Annotated in this window: 15 protein-coding genes and 1 tRNA gene; 7 read left to right on the forward strand and 9 right to left on the reverse strand. The window is 69.9% G+C overall.

Features of this window, described 5'->3' with window-relative positions:
* The 5 genes from GVV86_RS11890 to GVV86_RS11910 are packed head-to-tail and all read left to right on the forward strand — an operon-like array spanning window position 1 to window position 5,729.
* Complete coding sequence (locus GVV86_RS11890; protein ID WP_159802926.1) at window positions 1–708, forward strand: NUDIX hydrolase; 708 nt, start codon at window positions 1–3, stop codon at window positions 706–708.
* A complete protein-coding gene (gene nadA, locus GVV86_RS11895) occupies window positions 705–1,991 on the forward strand; it encodes a quinolinate synthase NadA (protein WP_159802927.1) in 1,287 nt (428 codons plus the stop codon). Before GVV86_RS11890 ends, nadA begins: the two co-directional genes overlap by 4 nt.
* Window positions 1,988–3,637 (forward strand): L-aspartate oxidase, encoded by a 1,650-nt coding sequence (gene nadB / locus GVV86_RS11900; protein WP_159802928.1) that lies wholly within the window; start codon window positions 1,988–1,990, stop codon window positions 3,635–3,637. The genes nadA and nadB overlap by 4 nt, the downstream gene beginning before the upstream one ends.
* On the forward strand, window positions 3,634–4,581 hold the full coding sequence (nadC, locus tag GVV86_RS11905; protein WP_159802929.1) for a carboxylating nicotinate-nucleotide diphosphorylase: 948 nt from the start codon (window positions 3,634–3,636) through the stop codon (window positions 4,579–4,581). The genes nadB and nadC overlap by 4 nt, the downstream gene beginning before the upstream one ends.
* A complete protein-coding gene (locus GVV86_RS11910) occupies window positions 4,578–5,729 on the forward strand; it encodes a cysteine desulfurase family protein (RefSeq protein WP_159802930.1) in 1,152 nt (383 codons plus the stop codon). The genes nadC and GVV86_RS11910 overlap by 4 nt, the downstream gene beginning before the upstream one ends.
* 102 nt (window positions 5,730–5,831) lie before the next feature.
* Here the strand turns inward: GVV86_RS11910 and GVV86_RS11915 are convergent, their stop codons facing one another.
* From GVV86_RS11915 to bcp, 9 genes are all read right to left on the reverse strand, one after another.
* Window positions 5,832–6,755 carry an oxidoreductase gene (locus GVV86_RS11915; RefSeq protein WP_159802931.1) on the reverse strand — a complete coding sequence of 308 codons (924 nt, stop codon included), beginning with the start codon at window positions 6,753–6,755 and terminating at the stop codon, window positions 5,832–5,834.
* 77 nt (window positions 6,756–6,832) lie between these two features.
* Window positions 6,833–7,297 carry a MarR family winged helix-turn-helix transcriptional regulator gene (locus GVV86_RS11920; RefSeq protein WP_246199771.1) on the reverse strand — a complete coding sequence of 155 codons (465 nt, stop codon included), beginning with the start codon at window positions 7,295–7,297 and terminating at the stop codon, window positions 6,833–6,835.
* Window positions 7,290–8,387 carry an LLM class flavin-dependent oxidoreductase gene (locus GVV86_RS11925; protein WP_159802932.1) on the reverse strand — a complete coding sequence of 366 codons (1,098 nt, stop codon included), beginning with the start codon at window positions 8,385–8,387 and terminating at the stop codon, window positions 7,290–7,292. The genes GVV86_RS11920 and GVV86_RS11925 overlap by 8 nt, the downstream gene beginning before the upstream one ends.
* A gap of 83 nt (window positions 8,388–8,470) precedes the next feature.
* Entirely contained in the window at window positions 8,471–11,785 is a 3,315-nt protein-coding gene (locus tag GVV86_RS11930; RefSeq protein ID WP_159802933.1) for an efflux RND transporter permease subunit, read from the reverse strand.
* Between the two features lie 50 nt (window positions 11,786–11,835).
* Window positions 11,836–13,332, reverse strand: coding sequence for a malate:quinone oxidoreductase (locus GVV86_RS11935; RefSeq protein ID WP_159802934.1), 1,497 nt, complete (start codon window positions 13,330–13,332; stop codon window positions 11,836–11,838).
* A gap of 64 nt (window positions 13,333–13,396) precedes the next feature.
* Window positions 13,397–15,115, reverse strand: coding sequence for an ABC transporter substrate-binding protein (locus GVV86_RS11940; protein ID WP_159802935.1), 1,719 nt, complete (start codon window positions 15,113–15,115; stop codon window positions 13,397–13,399).
* Window positions 15,116–15,324: 209 nt separating this feature from the next.
* Window positions 15,325–16,017 (reverse strand): fasciclin domain-containing protein, encoded by a 693-nt coding sequence (locus GVV86_RS11945; RefSeq protein WP_159618414.1) that lies wholly within the window; start codon window positions 16,015–16,017, stop codon window positions 15,325–15,327.
* A 255-nt stretch (window positions 16,018–16,272) separates the two neighbouring features.
* Window positions 16,273–16,354: transfer RNA gene (locus tag GVV86_RS11950), tRNA-Leu, on the reverse strand.
* 46 nt (window positions 16,355–16,400) lie between these two features.
* Window positions 16,401–16,871: a thioredoxin-dependent thiol peroxidase gene (gene bcp / locus GVV86_RS11955; protein WP_159802936.1), complete on the reverse strand. Its 471-nt coding sequence runs from the start codon at window positions 16,869–16,871 to the stop codon at window positions 16,401–16,403.
* A 132-nt stretch (window positions 16,872–17,003) separates the two neighbouring features.
* On the opposite strand from bcp, the gene GVV86_RS11960 reads away from it, so the two are divergent.
* Window positions 17,004–17,528, forward strand: coding sequence for a MarR family winged helix-turn-helix transcriptional regulator (locus GVV86_RS11960; RefSeq protein WP_159618596.1), 525 nt, complete (start codon window positions 17,004–17,006; stop codon window positions 17,526–17,528).
* A 139-nt stretch (window positions 17,529–17,667) separates the two neighbouring features.
* On the forward strand, window positions 17,668–18,441 hold the full coding sequence (locus GVV86_RS11965; protein WP_159802937.1) for a sigma-70 family RNA polymerase sigma factor: 774 nt from the start codon (window positions 17,668–17,670) through the stop codon (window positions 18,439–18,441).
* The last annotated feature ends 16 nt before the right edge of the window (window positions 18,442–18,457 follow it).

Here is an 18,457-nt window from a genome sequence, read left to right on the forward strand (position 1 = left end):
ATGGACTTCAGCTCGGCGAACGTGACCGAACGCAGCCAGCTCCCCCCGGCACTGGCGATCTCCACGGTGATCTTCGCCCTCCGCTCCGACGGCGGCCGGCAGGCGCTCTGGATGCCACTGGTACGGCGGATCCGCGAGCCGCACCTGGGCAAGTGGGCACTGCCCGGGGGGCCGCTGTCGGGCCGGGAGTCCCTCCAGGACGCCGCGGCGCGGAACCTGAACGAAACCACGGGGCTCGCCCCCCGGTACCTCGAACAGCTCTACGCCTTCGGCGGGCTCGACCGCGCCGCCACCCAGCGGCTTGTCTCCATCGTCTACTGGGCCCTCGTGCAGCCGGGGGAGGCGGACCTCGCGCGCGAATCGGAAAACGTGAAGTGGTTCCCGGCCGACGCCCTGCCGGACCTCGCCTTCGACCACAACACGATCGTCGAATACGCCCTCTGGCGGCTGCGCAACAAGATGGAATACGGGCCGATCGCCTTCTCCTTCCTCGGTGAGTCCTTCACCCTCGCCCAGGTGCGCGGGGTCTACGAGGCGGTCCTTGGCCGGGAGCTCGACCCGGCCAACTTCCGCCGCCACCTTCGGGCCACCCCCGACATCGTTCCAACCGACACGTTCCAGCAGGGCGGCAGGCACCGTCCGCCCCGCCTCTACCGCTACACCGGCGCCGCCTCACCCAATCCCGGCTTCCCCAGGAGAACCCCATGACCTCTGTCAACACCGCGGTCCAGCTCATCACCCGGGCCGAAGCACAGGCCGCCCCGGCCGCCGGTGGCACCTGTTCACCCGCGCTCGCCGAGGGCCCGTGGGCCTTCGACACCCCTGTGCCCACCTATGGACCGGGCGCCTCGATGGCCGACCCCGCGCCCGCCGCGACCCCCCGCCAGGGCGAACTGCCCGAGGAATATCGGAGGGCCGGCGACGACGAACTGGACCGGCGCATCACCGCGGCGCGGCACGCCCTGGGCAGCCGGGTGGTCATCCTCGGGCACTTCTACCAGCGCGACGAGGTCATCCGCCACGCCGACTTCGTCGGGGACAGCTTCCAGCTCGCCCGCGCGGCAACCCAGCGCAGCGAGGCCGAGGCGATTGTCTTCTGCGGCGTGCACTTCATGGCCGAGACCGCAGACCTGCTCTCCCGGCCGGACCAGGCGGTGATCCTGCCCAACCTCGCCGCCGGCTGCTCGATGGCGGACATGGCCGACATCGACTCGGTGACCGACTGCTGGGAGCAGCTCGCCGAGGTGTACGGCACGGAACCCGACGCCGAGGGCAGGGTTCCGGTGCTCCCGGTCACCTATATGAACTCCTCGGCGGCGCTCAAGGGGTTCTGCGGCGAGAACGGCGGAATCGTCTGCACCTCCTCCAATGCCGCCGCGGTGCTGGAGTGGGCCTTCGAGCGGGCGCAGCGGGTGCTCTTCTTCCCCGACCAGCATCTGGGCCGCAACACCGCCAAGGCGATGGGTGTCCCGCTGGAGCGGATGCCGCTGTGGAACCCGCGCAAGGACCTTGGCGGCCTCGCGGAGCAGGAGCTCCTCGACTCGCGCGTCATCCTGTGGAACGGCTTCTGCTCCGTCCACAAGCGCTTCACGGTCGCCCAGATCGAAAAGGCCCGGGCCGAGCACCCGGGGGTGCGCGTGATCGTCCACCCCGAGTGCCCGATGGCCGTCGTCGATGCCGCCGACGAGGCCGGGTCGACCGACTACATCCGCAGGGCGATCGCCGCCGGCGCTCCGGGCACCACGTTCGCCATCGGCACCGAAGTCAACCTCGTGAACCGCCTGGCCGCAGAACATCCTGAATACACGATTTTCTGCCTCGATCCCGTCATCTGCCCGTGCTCCACGATGTACCGGATCCACCCCGGGTACCTCGCCTGGGTGCTCGAGGGCCTGCTTGAGGGCGAGGTGCGCAACCGGATCACCGTGCCGGCCGCGACTGCAGCCCCCGCCCGCACCGCCCTGCAGCGCATGCTCGCGGTCCGGCCATGACCCCGGCCCCGGCTGACTACCCGGCCGCCCCGCACCGGGTGGTCGTCGTGGGCGGCGGTGTAGCAGGGCTGGCAGCCGTGCTCCGGATCCGCCGTTCCCTGCCGGGCGCGCAGCTGACCCTGATCACGAAGGCCGCCCTCGAGGAGAGCAACACCTGGTACGCCCAGGGCGGCATGGCGGCGGTGCTGTCTGGTGCTCCCGGACAGGACCCGTCCGGGACCGGCGCCCGGGCAGGCGGTCCGGACAGCGTGGCTGCCCACGCGGCCGACACCCTGGCCGCCGGCGCGGGGCTCGCCGCCCCGGACGCGGTCGGGCTGCTATGCGCCGGGGCAGAGGGCCAGGTGAGTTGGCTTGAGTCCCTCGGGTTCCGCTTCGACAGCGTCGGAGGAGCGCTGTCCAGCGGCCGGGAGGCGGCGCACAGCGCGGCCCGGATCCTCCACGCCGGCGGCGACGCGACCGGCCGTGCGCTGGCGGGCGCGCTGATCGGCGCGGTGCGCGCCGACCCCTCCGTCCGGATCCTTGAATCCATCTTCGTCACGGACCTGCTGCAGGCGGGTCCGCCCGGCGAACCCCGCGTCACGGGCGTGCGCATCCGCCCTGCAGGCCCCTCCGCCGGCGGGGATGCTGGTGAACGGGAGATCGCGGCCGACACCGTCGTGCTCGCGACCGGCGGGGCCGGCAGGCTCTATGAGCACACCACCAACCCGGCGGTGGCCACCGGCGACGGCGTGGCCCTGGCCTGGCGGGCCGGGGCGGTGGTGGCCGACGCCGAGTTCTTCCAGTTCCATCCCACAGCGCTCGATGTCCCCGGCAGCCCGCTCATCTCCGAGGCGGTGCGGGGGGAGGGCGCGGTCCTCCGCGACGCCTCCGGCACCCGCTTCCTCCCCGCCTACCATCCGGACGGTGAACTGGCACCGCGCGACGTCGTCTCCCGCAGCATCGCGCAGCACCTCGCCGTGCGGGGTGAAAGGTGTGTGTACCTCGATGCGACCGCCCTGGGCGGTCCGTTCCTCGCCCGCCGGTTCCCCTCATTGACGTCCCTGACGGCGCGCCACGGCCTGAACTGGGCGCGCGGACCGGTCCCGGTGGTGCCCGCCGCGCACTACTGGATGGGCGGGATCCGCACCGACACCTCGGGCCGGACCTCGCTCCCCGGCCTGTACGCGGTGGGGGAGGCCGCCTGCACCGGGGTCCACGGCGCCAACCGGCTCGCCTCGAACTCCTTGCTCGAAGGACTCGTCTTCGCGGAGCGTACGGCCGAAGCCCTGGCCGCGCCGGAGGCCCCGTGGCCAGCGTTCTCCGCCGACCCCCTCGCCCTTGAAGCCCCGGACGCCGGAGAACCCTTCGACCGGGCCCAGCTGCAGCGCCTGATGACCCGGCAGGCCGGGGTCGTCCGGGACGCGGCCGGGCTCGAACTGGCCGCCAAGCAGCTGGCCGCCTATGCGCCCGCCGGCAGCACCGCCGAGGAACTCGAAACCGCCAACCTCCTGCTGTGTGCGCGGCTGCTGGTGCATGCCGCCACCGCCCGCAGGGAAAGCCGGGGTGCCCACCACCGGTCGGATTTCCCGCTGACCGATCCGCGATCAATTCCTAAGAGCACGGCGTACGTCCGCGCTTCCACCCCCCAGGAAGGATTCCCGCAATGACCCCACCGGCAGCCGCCTCCGCCCCGTCCGCCGCGGTCTTCGACGCGGTGATTCTAGCCGCGCTCGCCGAGGACTCACCCTGGGGCGACATCACCTGTCAGGGCCTCATCGCGCCGTCGGTCCTGGCCACCGGCGCCGTCACGGCCCGGGAGGCAGGGATCTTCTGCGGGGCGCACGTCATCGAGTCCGCGATGCGCCTGACCGACCCGCGCATCACCGTGGAGCCGCAGCTGCACGACGGCGACGCCTTCGCCCCGGGCGCCGTGCTCGCAACCCTCTCCGGTCCCGCCGCGGGGATCCTTGCCGCCGAGCGCACCGCGCTCAACCTGGCTCAGCGGCTCAGCGGCATCGCCACCCTCACCGCCCGGTATGTCGAGGCGGTCCGCGGAACCGGTGCGCGCATTGTCGACACCCGCAAGACCACCCCCGGCCTGAGGGCGCTGGAGAAGTATGCGGTGCGCTGCGGCGGCGGGTTCAACCACCGGTTCAGCCTCTCGGACGCGGTGCTCGTGAAGGACAACCACCTTGCACTGCTGTCCGCGGACGGCCCGGAGGCGCTCACCGCTGCCCTCGCGGACGCCCGGGCACGGCTCCCGCACACCGTGCATTTCGAAGTGGAGGTCGACCGGCTTGACCAGATCGAACCGGTGCTCGCCGCAGGGGTCGACACGATTCTGCTCGACAACTTCTCCCTGGCCGAACTCGCCGAGGGCGTCCGCCGGGTCGGGGGCCGCGCCCTGGTCGAGGCCAGCGGCAACGTCACGCTTGAGACGGTTGCCGCCATCGCCGCGACCGGCGTCGACCTGATCTCCTCCGGGGCCCTGACCCACAGCGTCCGCAGCCTCGACCTCGGCCTCGACTTCCGGCCCGCCGTCTCCGGATACGCCGGTGCGGGGGCGGGCGCGGCGGCGGCTGGGCGGTCCCCGGCGGAGCTGCGGTCATGATCTACCTCGACGCCGCCGCCACGACGCCGGTGCGGCGGGAGGTGCTTGAGGCGATGTGGCCGCTGCTGACGGGCGGTTTCGGCAATCCCTCGAGCCACCACGCGGTCGGGGAGGCCGCCGCGGCCGCCCTCGCTTCCGCGCGGGAGGCCGTCGCTGCGGAACTGAACTGCCGGCCGGCGGAGGTGGTCTTCACCTCGGGCGGCACCGAGGCGAACAACCTTGCGCTGAAGGGGATAGCCCTCGCGGCACCGCGCGGACGGCACATCGTCACGAGCGCGCTCGAGCACGCCGCGGTCCGCGAACCGCTGTCGTACCTTGAGCGGTTCCACGGCTTCCGGATCGCTGTCCTGCCGGTGGACGGTGCAGGGAAGGTCGACCCTGAGGGGCTCGCGGCAGCACTGACCGCGGAGACGACGCTGTGCAGCGTGATGTATGCCAACAACGAGGTCGGCACCGTGCAGGACATCGCCGGACTCGCCGGAATCTGTCGGAGCCGGGGGGTGTACTTCCACACCGATGCCGTCCAGGCCGCGGCGTGGCTTCCCCTCGACGTCCAGGCGCTGGGTGTCGACGCGCTGAGCATCTCGGGCCACAAGCTCGGGGCACCGAAGGGTTCCGGGGTGCTGTACCTCCGCCGCAGGGTGCAGGTGGAGCCGGTGATCCACGGCGGCGGCCAGGAGCGGGGGCGCCGCTCAGGGACGGAGAATGTGGCCGGCGCCGTCGGCGCGGCGACGGCGCTGACGGCCGCCCGGCGGGGCTGGGCCGCTGCCGCGGAGGTCTCCACCGCGCTGCGGGACCGGCTCACCGCCCACGTCCTGGCCGGGGTGCCGGGCGCCGTCCTGACCGGGCATCCGGAGCGGAGGCTGCCGAACCTCGCGTCCTTCTGCTTTCCCGGCCTCAGCGGCGAATCGGTCCTGCTTGAACTGGAGCGCCTCGGCGTGGTGGCATCGTCCGGCTCCGCCTGTGCCGCAGGGTCGGATGAGCCCTCCGCCGTCCTCCTCGCAATGGGTCTCGACGCCGATACCGCCACCACGGCGCTGCGGCTCTCCTGGACCTCGGAAGTGACGGCGGCGGACCTGGAGGCGGCCGCCGCGGCGGTCGTCGAGGCCGTTGGCCGGGTGCGGGCCCCGCACGCCGCACGGCTCTAGGCCGCTGCTGCCTGCTCATACCTGCCTGGGATCGCCGCTGCCCCGGTTCCCGCGTGCCGGCGGCCGGGAGCCCGGCCCGCTGTGGGGCCGTGCGCCCGGGTTTCAGCTGCGGGACATCAAGGCCCGGTAGTCGACGCCGGTCAGTTCGACACTGCGATCCCAGAGCCGTGCGGCGGCTTCGCGATCGAGGACGCGCGGGGAGGGCGCCACGAGGCGGACGTTTCCGCGGGTCTCTCCGGGGCCGTCCGGCCCGTAGTAGTCCCCGCCCTCAACGTCGGGGCCGGTGGCCGCATAGAGCACCGGAAGCGCACCGGCCTCATCGGACTGGCTCAGCACGCCGAGGAATCCGCCGAGCAGGTCGAGCACCGGTCCCGCCTGGCGGTTCCGCACCAGGTTGGTGCGGGCGAGGCCCGGGTGCGCCGCCGCTGCCGTGAGCTGCCACCCCGCCGCCCGTGCGCGCCGGTCGAGTTCGATGGTGAAGTAGAGGTTGGCCGCCTTGCTCTGGCCATAGGCGGCCCAGGGACGGTATGCCCGGGCAGACTGGAGGTCCCCGAAGTTCAGGCGCCCGCGTTTGTGGGCGAGGCTTGAGACGGTGACGACGCGGGAACCGCCGGCCGCCCGCAGCTGCCCGAGGAGGAGCCCGGTGAGGGCGAAGTGGCCAAGGTGGTTGATTCCGAACTGCGACTCGAAGCCGTCCTCGGTGAGAACCCTGCGCGGTGGCGCCATAACCCCCGCGTTGTTGATCAGCAGGTCCAACGGGTGCTCCCAGCCGGCGGCGAACTGCCGGATGGAGGCGAGGCTGGCCAGATCGAGCAGGCGCATCTCCACCGCCGAATTTCCGCTGAGGGAGCGCACGTGGTGCTCGGCTTCCTGCCCCCGCCCCGCGTCGCGGCAGCCGAGCACCACGTGGGCGCCCTTCCGGGCCAGGGCCACGGCGGCCCGGAGGCCGATGCCGCTGTTGGCCCCGGTGACGATGGCGCGGCGGCCGGTGAGGTCGGGGACGTCGTCGGGGGTGAAGCTGTGCATGGGGCCGCCTTCGCTCGTACGGCTGACCCCTGGTGGGTGCCGTGTCCCCAGCATAGGGGCCGGCACCCGGCCCTGGGTCAGGAGGGGCGCTCCACCCCGGCACTGATCTTGGTGGTGAGCAGGCGGAGCTGTTCGAGTTCCTCGACGCTCAGGACCGGCCCCAGGGTTTCCTGGATTACCCGCACGTGCGAGGTTCCGATGCGCTTCTGGAGCGCCCGGCCCTCTTCGGTCAGGGAAAGCTCCACGCCGCGCTGATCGTTTTTGGCCTGCCGGCGCTGGATCAGCCCCTTGGCCTCGAGCCGTTCCACCATCCGGCTCAGGCTCGGCTGGCTGATCAGCAGGTTCGCGTTCAGCTCATTCAGCCGTGCCCACCCGGTGGGGCACCTGCTCAGGTTGAAGAGCACGTCGTAGTCGCGGATGCCGAGCTGCTTGAAGGCCTCGTCCTGCCTCAGGACCTTCATCACTGCGACCTGGGCGCGGAACAGCGACTCCCACGCCTCGGCCGTGAGGCGCACCGGAGGGAGTTCCGGGCCCTCACCCACGGGACACCGCCGGTGAGGTTGCCCCCGCGGCGAGCCGGTTCTCGAAGGTCGGAGGAGCCGGAATCGTAGCCGGGGTGCGCTTGGCGAACTCCGCCCGCAGCGTCGGCAGGACCTCGGAGCCCAGCAGGTCCAGCTGCTCGAGGACGGTCTTCAGCGGAAGGCCCGCGTGGTCGACCAGGAACAGCTGGCGCTGGTAGTCGCCGAAGAACTCACGGAAGGTCAGGGTCTTCTCGATCAGTTCCTGCGGGCTGCCGACCGTCAGCGGAGTCTGTGAGGTGAACTCCTCAAGGGACGGGCCGTGGCCGTAGACCGGGGCGTTGTCGAAGTACGGCCGGAACTCCCGCACGGCGTCCTGCGAGTTGCGGCGGATGAAGAACTGCCCGCCCAGTCCCACGATCGCCTGCTCGGGCGTTCCGTGGCCGTAGTGGGCGTAACGCTCGCGGTAGAGCCCGATCAGCTGCTGGTAGTGCTCCTTGGGCCAGAAGATGTTGTTCGCGAAGAACCCGTCGCCGAAGTACGCGGCGATCTCGGCGACCTCGGGGGTGCGGATGGAGCCGTGCCAGACGAAGGGTGCCACGCCCTCGAGCGGGCGCGGGGTGGAGGTGAAGTTGCGCAGCGGGGTGCGGAACTTGCCGTCCCAGTTCACGACGTCGTTGTCCCACAGCTGGCGCAGCAGGTTGTAGTTCTCCACCGTCAGTTCGACGCTGTCCTGCTGGTTCTTGCCGAACCAGGGGTAGACCGGCGCGGTGTTGCCGCGGCCCAGGATCAGGTCCACGCGGCCGTCGGCCAGGTGCTGCAGCATCGCGAAGTCCTCGGCGATCTTCACCGGGTCATTGGTGGTGATCAGCGTGGTGGAGGTCGAGAGGATGATCCGCTCGGTCTGCGCGGCAATGTACCCGAGCATTGTGGTCGGCGAACTCGGCACGAACGGCCGGTTGTGGTGCTCGCCGGTGGCGAAGACGTCGAGCCCGACCTCCTCGGCATGCTTCGCGATCGTCACCATCGCCTTGATGCGCTCGTATTCGGTGGGCGCGGTCCCGTTGGTGGGGTCAACGGTGACGTCACCGACTGTGAATATGCCGATCTGCACGGGGTCTCCTCGTTCGGGTAGATGCATTTGCATCCATTATACGCCGCTTCGGACCGGCGCCGGGGCCGGCGGACCAGCGGGGACTAGGCCGGCACCGTTTCCCGGGCCTGCTCCGCGCGGTCGGATGCTTCGCGGCGGCGGGCGCGCAGTTCCCGCCGTCCCTCGATCAGCCGGTAGAGGACGGGCACCAGGATCAGGGTCAGGGCGGTGGAGGAGACCAGCCCGCCGATGACGACGACGGCGAGCGGCTGGGAGATGAAGCCACCCTCGCCGGTCAGCCCCAGGGCCAGCGGCGTCAGGGCGAAGACCGTGGCCAGCGCGGTCATCAGGATGGGGCGGAGCCGCTGCCGGGCGCCCTGCAGGATGGCCTCGGCCACATCCAGCCCGGGCTCGCCGTCCCGCGGCCTGCGGTACTGGTTGATCAGATCGATCAGCACGATGGCGTTCGTCACGACGATTCCCACGAGCATGAGCATGCCGATGAGCGAGGGCAGTCCGAGCGGAATGCGGGTGATCACCAGCAGCGCAATCGCCCCGGTCGCGGCGAACGGGATGGAGACGAGCAGGATCAGGGGCTGGAGCAGGCTCTTGAACGTGGCCACCATGATGACGTAGACGATGGCGACGGCCGCCCACAGGGCAAGAAAGAGCTGGCCGAAGGATTCGCTCTGCTGCGCTGCCGCCCCGCCGACCGTGGCGGTGGCTCCGGCCGGCAGGTCCACGCCGTCGAGGCGCGCGGACACCGCCGCGGTGAGGGCGCCCAGGTCGTCCCCGGCCGGGGTGACCGAGACGCGTGCCGTGCGTTCCCCGTTGGCGCTGGTGACCGTCAGCGGGACCTGGACCTCCTCGATGGTGGCGACCTCGGTCAGGGGCACCGGGCGTCCGGCCGCCGGGATGACCAGGTCCTGCAGCTGGGCAAGGCTGGTGATGGGCGTTCCCTCCCCGATGAGGACGGGATAGTCGGTGGCCTCCAGCCGGAGCACTCCGGCGGGGACCGGGCTGATGCTGCCGCCGAGCAGGCCGGCGATCTGCCCTTCGGTGAGCCCCGCGGCGACCGCTGCGGCCCGGTCCACGCTGATCTGGACCTGCGGCTGGGCTGCGGAGAGGTTGCTGGTGACCTCGCCGGCGCCGTCGATGCCCTGGAGGCTCTCAACCACCGCGTCGCTTGCGCGCTGAAGGTCTTCCGGGACCGGAGCAGTGATGTTGATGTCTATGGTGCTTGAGGTGCCGAAGCCACCCTGCTGGCTCGAGAGCGAGAACTCCCCGGCACCGGTGAGCTGCTCGAGGTCGTCCCGAATCCGGGCCTGAAGTGCGTCCTGGTCGGCGTCCTCGTCCGTGGTGACGGTGAAGCTTGCCACCGAGGCCCCTTCGGAGAACTGGGCGGCGAACGCGCCCTGGGCGTTGCCGACGGTCAGCTGGATGTCGCGGATGGCCGGATCCCGGGCCAGCACCTCCTCGGTGCGTGCGGCCGCCGCGGCCGTGGTGGCGAGGCTTGAGCCGGCCGGCAGGGTCTGGGAGATGCTGAAGCTGTTCTGGCCGCTGCTGCCGAGCAGGTTGGTCTGGAGCAGCGGGACCATGGCGGCGGTCGCCCCAAGCACCAGCACGCCGGCGGTGAGCGTCCAGACGGGGTGGCGCTGGGTTCCGCGGAGGATCGGGAGGTAGCCGCGCTGCAGCCAGGAGCGGCGTTCGGCCCGGTGGGCCTCTTCGACCGCCCGGGCGCGCGCCTGCCGGGCCGCCTCGGACGCGGCGCCGTCGTCGAGGTCCGTGGTCCGGGTGCGGGGCAGGAACCAGTAGGCGAGGACGGGGATGATCGTCAGGGACACCGCGAGGGAGGCCAGCAGGGCAATCCCGGTGGTGACGGCGAAGGGACGGAACAGCTCACCGGCAAGCCCGCCGACGAACGCGATGGGCGCGAACACCGCCACGGTGGTCAGGGTCGAGGCGGTCACCGCCCCGGCGACCTCGCGCACCGCCGTCAGGATGGCCGTGCGTTTTTCCTCGCCGTAGCTCAGGTGCCGTTTGATGTTCTCGATCACGACGATCGAATCGTCGACCACCCGGCCGATGGCGATGGTCAGCGCCCCGAGGGTGAGGATGTTCAGGGAGTACCCGGCCGCGTAGAGACCGATAAAGGTCACCAGCAGTGAGAGCGGGATGGAGATCGCGGTGACCAGGGTGGAGCGCACCGAAAGCAGGAACACCAGGATCACGACGACGGCGAAGGCGAGGCCGAGCAGCCCCTCGGTGGTGAGGTCCTTGATGGAGCGTTCGATAAAGGGCGCCTGGTCGAAGACCACCGTGATGTTGGCGCCGTCGCCCAGCTCCGTCTCAAGCTCGGGGATGAGTTCGCCGACCGCCCGGGAGATGCGCACGGTGTCGCCGTCGGGCACCTTGGTGATGGTGAGGCCGAGGGTTTCGACGCCGTTGGTCCGGGTGATCGAGGTGGCGGCGTCGTCGGCGAGTTCGACGTCGGCGATCTCGCCGATGGTGACCGGATCGGCAGGGGGCGCAGGTGCCGGCTCGGCGGGCAGCGCGGTCTCCGGCTCCGTGCCGCCGGGGGAGCCCGGAACGCCACCGGGAACGCCGGGCGCCGGAAAGCCGGGGGCGGCCGGAGGCTGGGGGGCCTCCGGGGCCGGTTCGGCCGTCCCGGCCGGCTCGGAGGGCAGCACGGGCAGGCCCCGGATGTCGTCGAGGGACGCGACGGGGCTGCCGGCCTGGATGGTGAGGGACCGCAGCTCCTCCTCGAGCGTGCCCACCGGGAAGAGGGCGCCGTTGGCTTCCAGGGTGTCGACGATGTCCCCGACCTGCACCCTGGCCTCGGCGAGGGCGCCGTCGCGGGGAAGCACCGAGATGTGCTGCCGTGAGCCGCCGGTGATGTCCGCCGAGCGGACCCCCTCGAGCTTCTGCAGCCGGGGAACCGTCAGCCGGGTCAGCTCGTCATTGAGCTCGCTGAGCGTACGGTCCGAGGAGATGGCCAGGAAGGCGATCGGGAAGTCGCCGATGCTGCCGGCCAGGGCCTGCGGCTCGACGTCCTCGGGGAGGTTGGGCCGCACTGCGGAAATGGCACGGTCCACCTGGGCGCGGGCCCGGTCGAGGTTCGTCCCGTAGACGAACTCAAGGTTGACGGTGGAGACGCCGCTGCGGGAGGTGGCCGAAGAGGTTTCGAGCCCCTCGACACCGCTGAGCGCGGTCTCGAGCGGGCCGCTGACCTGCTTGTCGATGTATTCCGGGGAGGCGCCGGGCACCGAGGAGATCACGGTGATCCGGGGGAACTCGAGCGAGGGGATGAGTTCCTGCTTGAGCGAGCCGACGGTGATCACGCCGAACACCGAGGCGAAAACGGTGATCAACGCAATCAGGGCCCGGTTTCCCAGGGAGAGCTGCGCCAGACGGAACATGGGCCTGCCTTCGGTGCTGACGGTGCCTGGTGTCCCGGGGCAGCCGCGGCTTACTGGAGTTTCAAGACCCGATCCGTCATCGACTGGACTTCCGCGGCAAGCTCCTCGTTCTCATTGAGTTTCACGCCGTATCCGGGGATCATCTCCTTCAGCTTCGCCTCCCAGCCAGACATCTTCGCCGGGAAGCACCGCTTCAGGAGTTCGACCATGATCGGAGCCGCTGTGGACGCCCCCGGTGATGCGCCGAGGAGCGCCCCCACCGACCCATCGGCCGAGGTGATGACTTCCGTTCCGAACTGCAGAATTCCACCCGTCTTGGGGGCCTTCTTGATGACCTGTACACGTTGGCCGGCGGTGATGAGTTCCCAGGCGCCGCCGTTGGCCGACGGAACGAACTGGTTGAGGGCCTCGTTCTTGGCGTCGCGGTTCTTCAGGACCTCGGAGATCAGGTACTTGGTGAGCGGGACGTTGTCCTTGGCGACAGCGAGCATCGGCACCAGGTTGGAGGGGCGGACCGACCCGGGCAGGTCCAGGAAGGAGCCCCGCTTGAGGAACTTGGTGGAGAACCCGGCATAGGGCCCGAACAGCAGGGACCGCTCCCCGTTGACGAACCGGGTGTCCAGGTGCGGCACCGACATGGGCGGGGCGCCGACCGAGGCCTGGCCATACACCTTGGCGTTGTGCTGGTTCACCGTGTCCGGGTCGGTGCAGCGCAGGAACTGCCCGGACACCGGGAAGCCTGCGAAGCCCTTGCCCTCGGGGATGCCGCTGCGCTGCAGCAGGTGGAGGGCGCCGCCGCCGGCGCCGATGAAGACAAACTTCGTGCTGACCGTGCGGGTGGCACCGGTGCCGCGGTTCTTCACCTTGATGTCCCAGCGCCCGCTGGAGGCGCGGGAGACATCGACGACGTCGTGGTGGTAGTTCAGTTCGACGCCGTTGCCCTCGAGGTAGGTCGTGAGCCCGCGCGTCAGGGCGCCGAAGTCGACATCGGTCCCGCCGGCGACCCGGGAAGCGGCCACGGGCTGGCCCGGGTTGCGGTCCTTCATGATCAGGGGGGTCCACTCGGCGATCGTTGCCGGGTCTTCGGAGTGCTCCATGGTGCGGAAGAGCGGCTGTGCACTGAGGGCCTCATGCCGCCGGCGGAGGTAGGCCGCGTTCGCGGTGCCCCAGACGAAGCTCATGTGGGGCACGGGGTTGATGAAGTTGCGGGGGTCCCCGAGGTGCCCGTTGGAGACCATGGAGGCCCAGAACTGGCGTGATACCTGGAACTGCTCGTTGATCGCCACGGCCTTGGCCGGATCGACCGAACCATCCTTGCCCGCAGGGGAGTAGTTGAGCTCGCACAGCGCCGAATGGCCGGTCCCGGCGTTGTTCCACGGGTCGGAGCTTTCGAGGCCCGCGCGGTCGAGGCGCTCGAAGACGGAGATGTCCCAGTCCGGCTGAAGCTGCTTCAGCAACGCCCCCAGCGTGGCGCTCATGATGCCCCCGCCGATCAGGACAACGTCGGTGGTGGATGCGGGTGATGCCGCCTGGCTTTGTGCAGTCAACGTTGTCTCCAGTCGCGAGGTCCTAGCCCTTGAAGCCTAACGGCTGGGAGCCCCCTTAATTAAATCAGCCGGCGCTTGCGTCGCCACCGGGAGCCGGTACCCCGGCGAGGTCGATCCGGTTGAATACTTCGTTCATGACGGGGCTCACCGGGTAGGAGGCCACCCGGGGGGCCATGGCCAGTGCCGAGATCGGGAAGGCCAGCGGAACGGCCGGCAGCCGCGTGGCGATCTGGCTGCTGACGTCGGCGTAGGCCTGCCGCCGGTCCTCGCCGTTGGGGAGGGTCCCGGCCCGGGTGATCTTACTGAACAGCTGATGGTCCTCGAAGCCGAACTCGCTTGAATATTTACCGAAGAGCGCACCGGCGAAGTTGTCGGGGTCCTGGTAGCTCCCGCTCCAGCCCAGCAGGTGGAAGGCGCGGTCGCCGTCCTCAAGGACGCGGTCGAGGTAGCCCTCGTTCCAGTCGACCGGCACGGGTTTGAGGTTGAACCCGGCGGCGGTGAGCTGCCTGCTGAGTTCGGCGTAGATCTTCTCCGGGGCCGGCAGGTACGGCCGGGAGATGTTGCGCGGGTAGTAGAAGGGCAGGGGGGTGCCCGTATACCCCGCTTCCTCAAGCAGCTCCCGGGCCCTGTCCGGGTCATGGTTGTAGGAGGGGACGGCCTCGCTGCTCACGCCGAGCTTCTGGGGAAGGAACTGGCGGGCCGCTTTGGTGCCGTTGAGGAAGCGGCCCTCGATCAGCGCCTCCTTGTCGATGGCGTGGGCAACGGCCTGGCGGAAGAGCACGTCGTCGACGCCAGGGAAGTTCTGGTTCAGCCCCAGATACAGCACGGAGTAGGGGTCGCGCTGCAGCAGCTGCTGGCCCGCCAGGGCCAGTTCGGCGGCGTTCTCCACGGTGACGAAGTCGTAGCCGTCGATGCGGCCCGCCTTCAGGGCGCGCAGGCGGGAATCTGGCTGGGCGATGGTGGTGAACACCACGTCCGCGACTTCGCCGGGGTCCCCCCAGTAGGAGTCGGACGCAGTCAGCCGCACCTCGTCCCCGGTCCAGCTCTCGAACCGGAACGGCCCGGTGCCCACGGGTGCCAGCGCATACCGGGACAGCCGGACTCCCTCCCGGGTCTCGGTCAGTTCATCCGCCGCCAGCTGCTCCAGTGCCCGCGGGGAGGACATGGCGAAGGAGGGCTGCGCGAGGGCGGGGATGAACTCGGTCATCCGGCTGTTCAGCTCGATGAGCACCTCATACTCGCTCAGGGGCCGGCAGCCCTTGTACAGGGAAGCCTCGGCGTTGTCCGAGAAGCCCAGGAAGACTGTTTCGAAGGGTAGGGCTGCCGCTGCCGCGGCGCGCGCCGCGGGGGGAGTGTTGAACCAGCGCGAGAAGTTGGCGCACACCGCCCTGGCGTTAAAGGACTCCCCATCGTGGAAGACGACGTCCTTCCGGAGCTCGAAGGCGTAGGCCCGGCCCTCGTTGCGCTCCTCCCACGATTCGGCCAGCAGCGGTGCCGGCTCGGACGTCAGCGGGTCGACGCCGACAAGACCCTCGAACAGCTGCTGGGTGACCCGAAAAGTCTCGCTGTCGGTGGCCATCGCGGGGTCAAGTCCGGTCGGGTCAGCTGCCGCCCCGAACCGGAACGTGGTGTCGGGGGCTGCGGCGGTCGCCGGCGCCGGGGCCGACGGGGACGGCGGCGCGGGCGGCGCGGCGGTGCAGGCGGGAAGGGTGAGCGCTACGGCGGCCGCGGCAAGGACTCGGAGGACGCGACGGGACCGGACGCGCCCGGCGGTATTCTTCACAGCCAGATTCTCCAAAGGGGCGCAGCGCCCGGGCTAGGTGGTTGAAGAGTTCAGTCTAGGCGATGCGGCCGGTCCGGCCGCGAAGGCGTCGGCGTCCCGCACATGCCGGCCGACGACCCTTCCGCACAGAGGACGGGCCCCCGCACGGCGAGTGCGGGGGCCCATCCAGGTTCCCTGGTCACGTTAGAGGAGTTACACCAGGGAGGTTCCTAGCCGGCCGGCGGCGTGAGGACGCCGTCGATCAGGTACACAGTCGCGTTGGCTGTCTGGACGCCGCCGCAGATGACGTTCATGCCGTTGACCATCAGCTCGTCGCCCGATCCGGTGATCTCGACGTCGCCGCCCTGCACGGTGGTCTGGGTGGTTCCTTCAAGGTCGGCCGGAAGCATCCTGCCGGGGACCACGTGGTAGGTCAGGATGCCCGTGAGCAGGTCCTTGTCGGTCTTGAGGGCCTCGACGGTCTCGGCGGGGAGCGCCTCGAAGGCCTCATCGACCGGGGCGAAGACGGTGAACTCGTCGCCGTTGAGGGTGTCGACGAGGTTGACGTCGGGGTTCAGCTCGCCGGAGACGGCGGCCGTGAGCTGGGTCAGGATGGGGTTGTTCGAGGCCGCTACTGCGACGGGGTCGAGGGCCATGCCTTCGACCGAGCCGGCGCCGTCGGGAACCTCGGCCGCGTAGTCGGCGCAGCCGGGCCCGACGAGGTTCGCCGCCGGGTCCATTGCCTCGCCGGAGGCCTCTTCGGTGGCTTCCGGTGCCATCGACTCGGCTGCCTCGGTCTCCATGCTCTCGGCACTGGGGGCCGACTCGGAGGCGGCTTCGCCGCCGCCACAGGCCGACAGACCGAGCACCGAGACGGCTGCGAGTCCGAGGACGGAAAGGTTCCTGCGCTTGGTGAGTTCCATGAGATTTCTCCTTGATCAACCTGGCCCGGTGGGGGAAGTTCGGGGCCGCTTGCTGGGGGGGGGGTGGAGCGCATCGTGTCGATGTCTCGGAGGTACTTCGACAGTGCGTCGAAGTCGGATGGGTCGGACCTGAAAATTCTCGCCGGGGCGGGCCGGGGCCGGCGGGGCCGGGGCCGGCGGGGCCCAACGAAAGAACGGCACCCCGGTCCGAAGACCAAGGTGCCGTTGGGTGCCGGCCAGGGGCCGGCGTTGAAGTGCGCAAGGGGGGACTTGAACCCCCACGTCCGAAGACACTGGAACCTAAATCCAGCGCGTCTGCCAATTCCGCCACTCGCGCGCCGACGCTGCGCGAAAGCGCAGCGTCGGCCTTTAGTCTACGGGAATCAGGAAACCCCGAGGTCGCGGCGCAGCTTGGCGACGTGTCCGGTGGCCTTGACGTTGTACTGTGCCAGCGCCACGTGCCCGTCCCCGTCGAGGACGACGGTCGAGCGGATCAGGCCCTCGTAGGTCTTTCCGTAGTTCCTCTTCTCGCCCCACGCGCCCCACGCTTCGGCGACCGTGTGGTCCTCATCGGAGAGCAGCGGGAACGTCAGGTGCTCGTCCTCGCTGAAGGCACGGAGTTTGTCCGGGGCGTCGGGGGATACTCCCAGGACCCGGTACCCGGCCGCTGCGAGGGAGGAGAGGTTGTCACGGAAATCGCACGCCTGGGTGGTGCAGCCGGGGGTGGCGGCCGCCGGGTAGAAGTAGACGACGACCTTCTCGCCGCGGAACTCCGAGAGCGACACCGAGTTGCCAAACGCGTCAGTGAGCGTAAAGTCGGGGGCATGATCTCCGGCCGACAGTTGTTGTGTCATGCGGGTTCCTCAGTTCAATAGGGGCGGCGCGAAGGCATTAAAAATGACTGGGACGCCTAGTTATCATAAAGGGGACGGGTTGGCGCCATCCATGAGCGTTGATCAGCTTAGCGAAAGGGAGTGCACAATTTCATGCCGGATCTGGAGCAATGGCCCACGGGCCGACTGCTGACGACGGCTGCCCGCCTGGTCGAGCACGCCTGGAATGAGCGGCTGGTGGACATTGGCGTTACCCACGCCGGAGTGATCGCACTGGGAGTCCTCGCGTCGCAGGGCGCCATGACGCAGGCGAGCCTTGCCCAGATCGTCCGGGTCCAGGCCCAGACCATGGGCAAAACCCTTGCCCGGCTCGAATCCCGCGGCCATGTGGCCCGCGTGCGGAACGACCTCGACCGCCGGTCCCACCTTGTCTCCATCACCGACGCTGGCCGTGAGGTGCTCATCCGGGCCGACGACGTCGAACGCACCCTCGTGGCAGGCGGCGGCCTTGTCTCCGATGAACTCCGCACGCACCTCCAGAGCGTGATTAAGGAACTCGGCGCCCCCCGATGGAACTGGGCGGCCGCCGCGGCAGCCCCGGAGGTCGCCTCAGCACTCCAGGACGACGCCGTTCCCGGGCCGGAGTCCTCCGGGCCGGCGGCCACCATCAGCACCTGACCCGGCGTCAGAACGCATACTCCATCGGAATTGAAAATAGAAGATTTTCGGGAGCAGAACTTTTAGCTAATCGTTGCAGGGTACAAGTGCCCATGGTTCCTTGGGGGGGTCAGTTGGACACGCCGAACTGGAGAACCATATGCCGAATCCTGCCGACGCCCCGACGCCCCCGTTCGAGCCTCAAGGCAGGACCGACGGACCGTTGCGGACCGCCCTGCGGGACGACATCACACTGCGCCACCTGGACCTTGCCGAGTCGGTCGCGCGGTCCTTTTCCTCGTTCGGCCCGGACGCCGCGGACATCCGGCAGGTGGCCTACCTCGGCCTGATCAAAGCCGTGCAGCGGTTCAATCCAGCTCGGGGAGTGCCCTTTGCCTCGTTCGCCATTCCCACCATCACCGGTGAGATCAAGCGGTACCTGCGCGACTGCTGCTGGGTGATCCGTCCGCCACGCCACCTCCAGGATCTGAGGACCGAAGCCGTGCGGGCCGCCCCCGTGCTGGCGCAGCGGCTCGGGCGGGAACCGACTGCGAGGGAGCTGGCGGCCGAGCTGGGCGCCGAGGAGTCGGTGGTGGCCGAGGCGCTGACCTGCGCAACGAGCCTGCGGCCGGAATCCCTCGACGCACCCTTCGACGGCAAGAGCTGGGGGGACACTCTGCCCTCGCCGGATAACTGCATCGAGCGCAGCGACGACATCGTTTCGCTGCGGGCGGCGGTCAACGGCCTCACGCCTGCGGAGAAGGAACTGCTGTACCGGAGGTATTTTAAGGAGGAGACCCAGCAGCAGATCGGTGAGCACCTCGGGATGACCCAGATGCAGGTGTCCCGGAAGCTGGCCCGCATCCTGGTGCTGCTTCAGGAGCGGCTGACGGGCGCGGCGGGCCGCGGACCTGCGGACATCCGGATCGCCTGAACCCGTGCGGTCCGCC

Source organism: Arthrobacter zhaoguopingii, assembly GCF_009828595.1.
GTDB classification, from domain to species: domain Bacteria; phylum Actinomycetota; class Actinomycetes; order Actinomycetales; family Micrococcaceae; genus Arthrobacter_D; species Arthrobacter_D zhaoguopingii.

Excerpts from the sequence above, each read along its gene's own strand:
- GVV86_RS11890 (WP_159802926.1), top strand. The coding sequence starts at position 1 with ATGGACTTCAGCTCGGCGAACGTGACCGAACGCAGCCAGCTCCCCCCG.
- GVV86_RS11945 (WP_159618414.1), bottom strand. The coding sequence starts at position 16,017 with ATGGAACTCACCAAGCGCAGGAACCTTTCCGTCCTCGGACTCGCAGCC.
- GVV86_RS11965 (WP_159802937.1), top strand. The coding sequence starts at position 17,668 with ATGCCGAATCCTGCCGACGCCCCGACGCCCCCGTTCGAGCCTCAAGGC.
- nadB (WP_159802928.1), top strand. The coding sequence starts at position 1,988 with ATGACCCCGGCCCCGGCTGACTACCCGGCCGCCCCGCACCGGGTGGTC.
- bcp (WP_159802936.1), bottom strand. The coding sequence starts at position 16,871 with ATGACACAACAACTGTCGGCCGGAGATCATGCCCCCGACTTTACGCTC.
- nadA (WP_159802927.1), top strand. The coding sequence starts at position 705 with ATGACCTCTGTCAACACCGCGGTCCAGCTCATCACCCGGGCCGAAGCA.
- nadC (WP_159802929.1), top strand. The coding sequence starts at position 3,634 with ATGACCCCACCGGCAGCCGCCTCCGCCCCGTCCGCCGCGGTCTTCGAC.
- GVV86_RS11910 (WP_159802930.1), top strand. The coding sequence starts at position 4,578 with ATGATCTACCTCGACGCCGCCGCCACGACGCCGGTGCGGCGGGAGGTG.
- GVV86_RS11915 (WP_159802931.1), bottom strand. The coding sequence starts at position 6,755 with ATGCACAGCTTCACCCCCGACGACGTCCCCGACCTCACCGGCCGCCGC.
- GVV86_RS11960 (WP_159618596.1), top strand. The coding sequence starts at position 17,004 with ATGCCGGATCTGGAGCAATGGCCCACGGGCCGACTGCTGACGACGGCT.
- GVV86_RS11930 (WP_159802933.1), bottom strand. The coding sequence starts at position 11,785 with ATGTTCCGTCTGGCGCAGCTCTCCCTGGGAAACCGGGCCCTGATTGCG.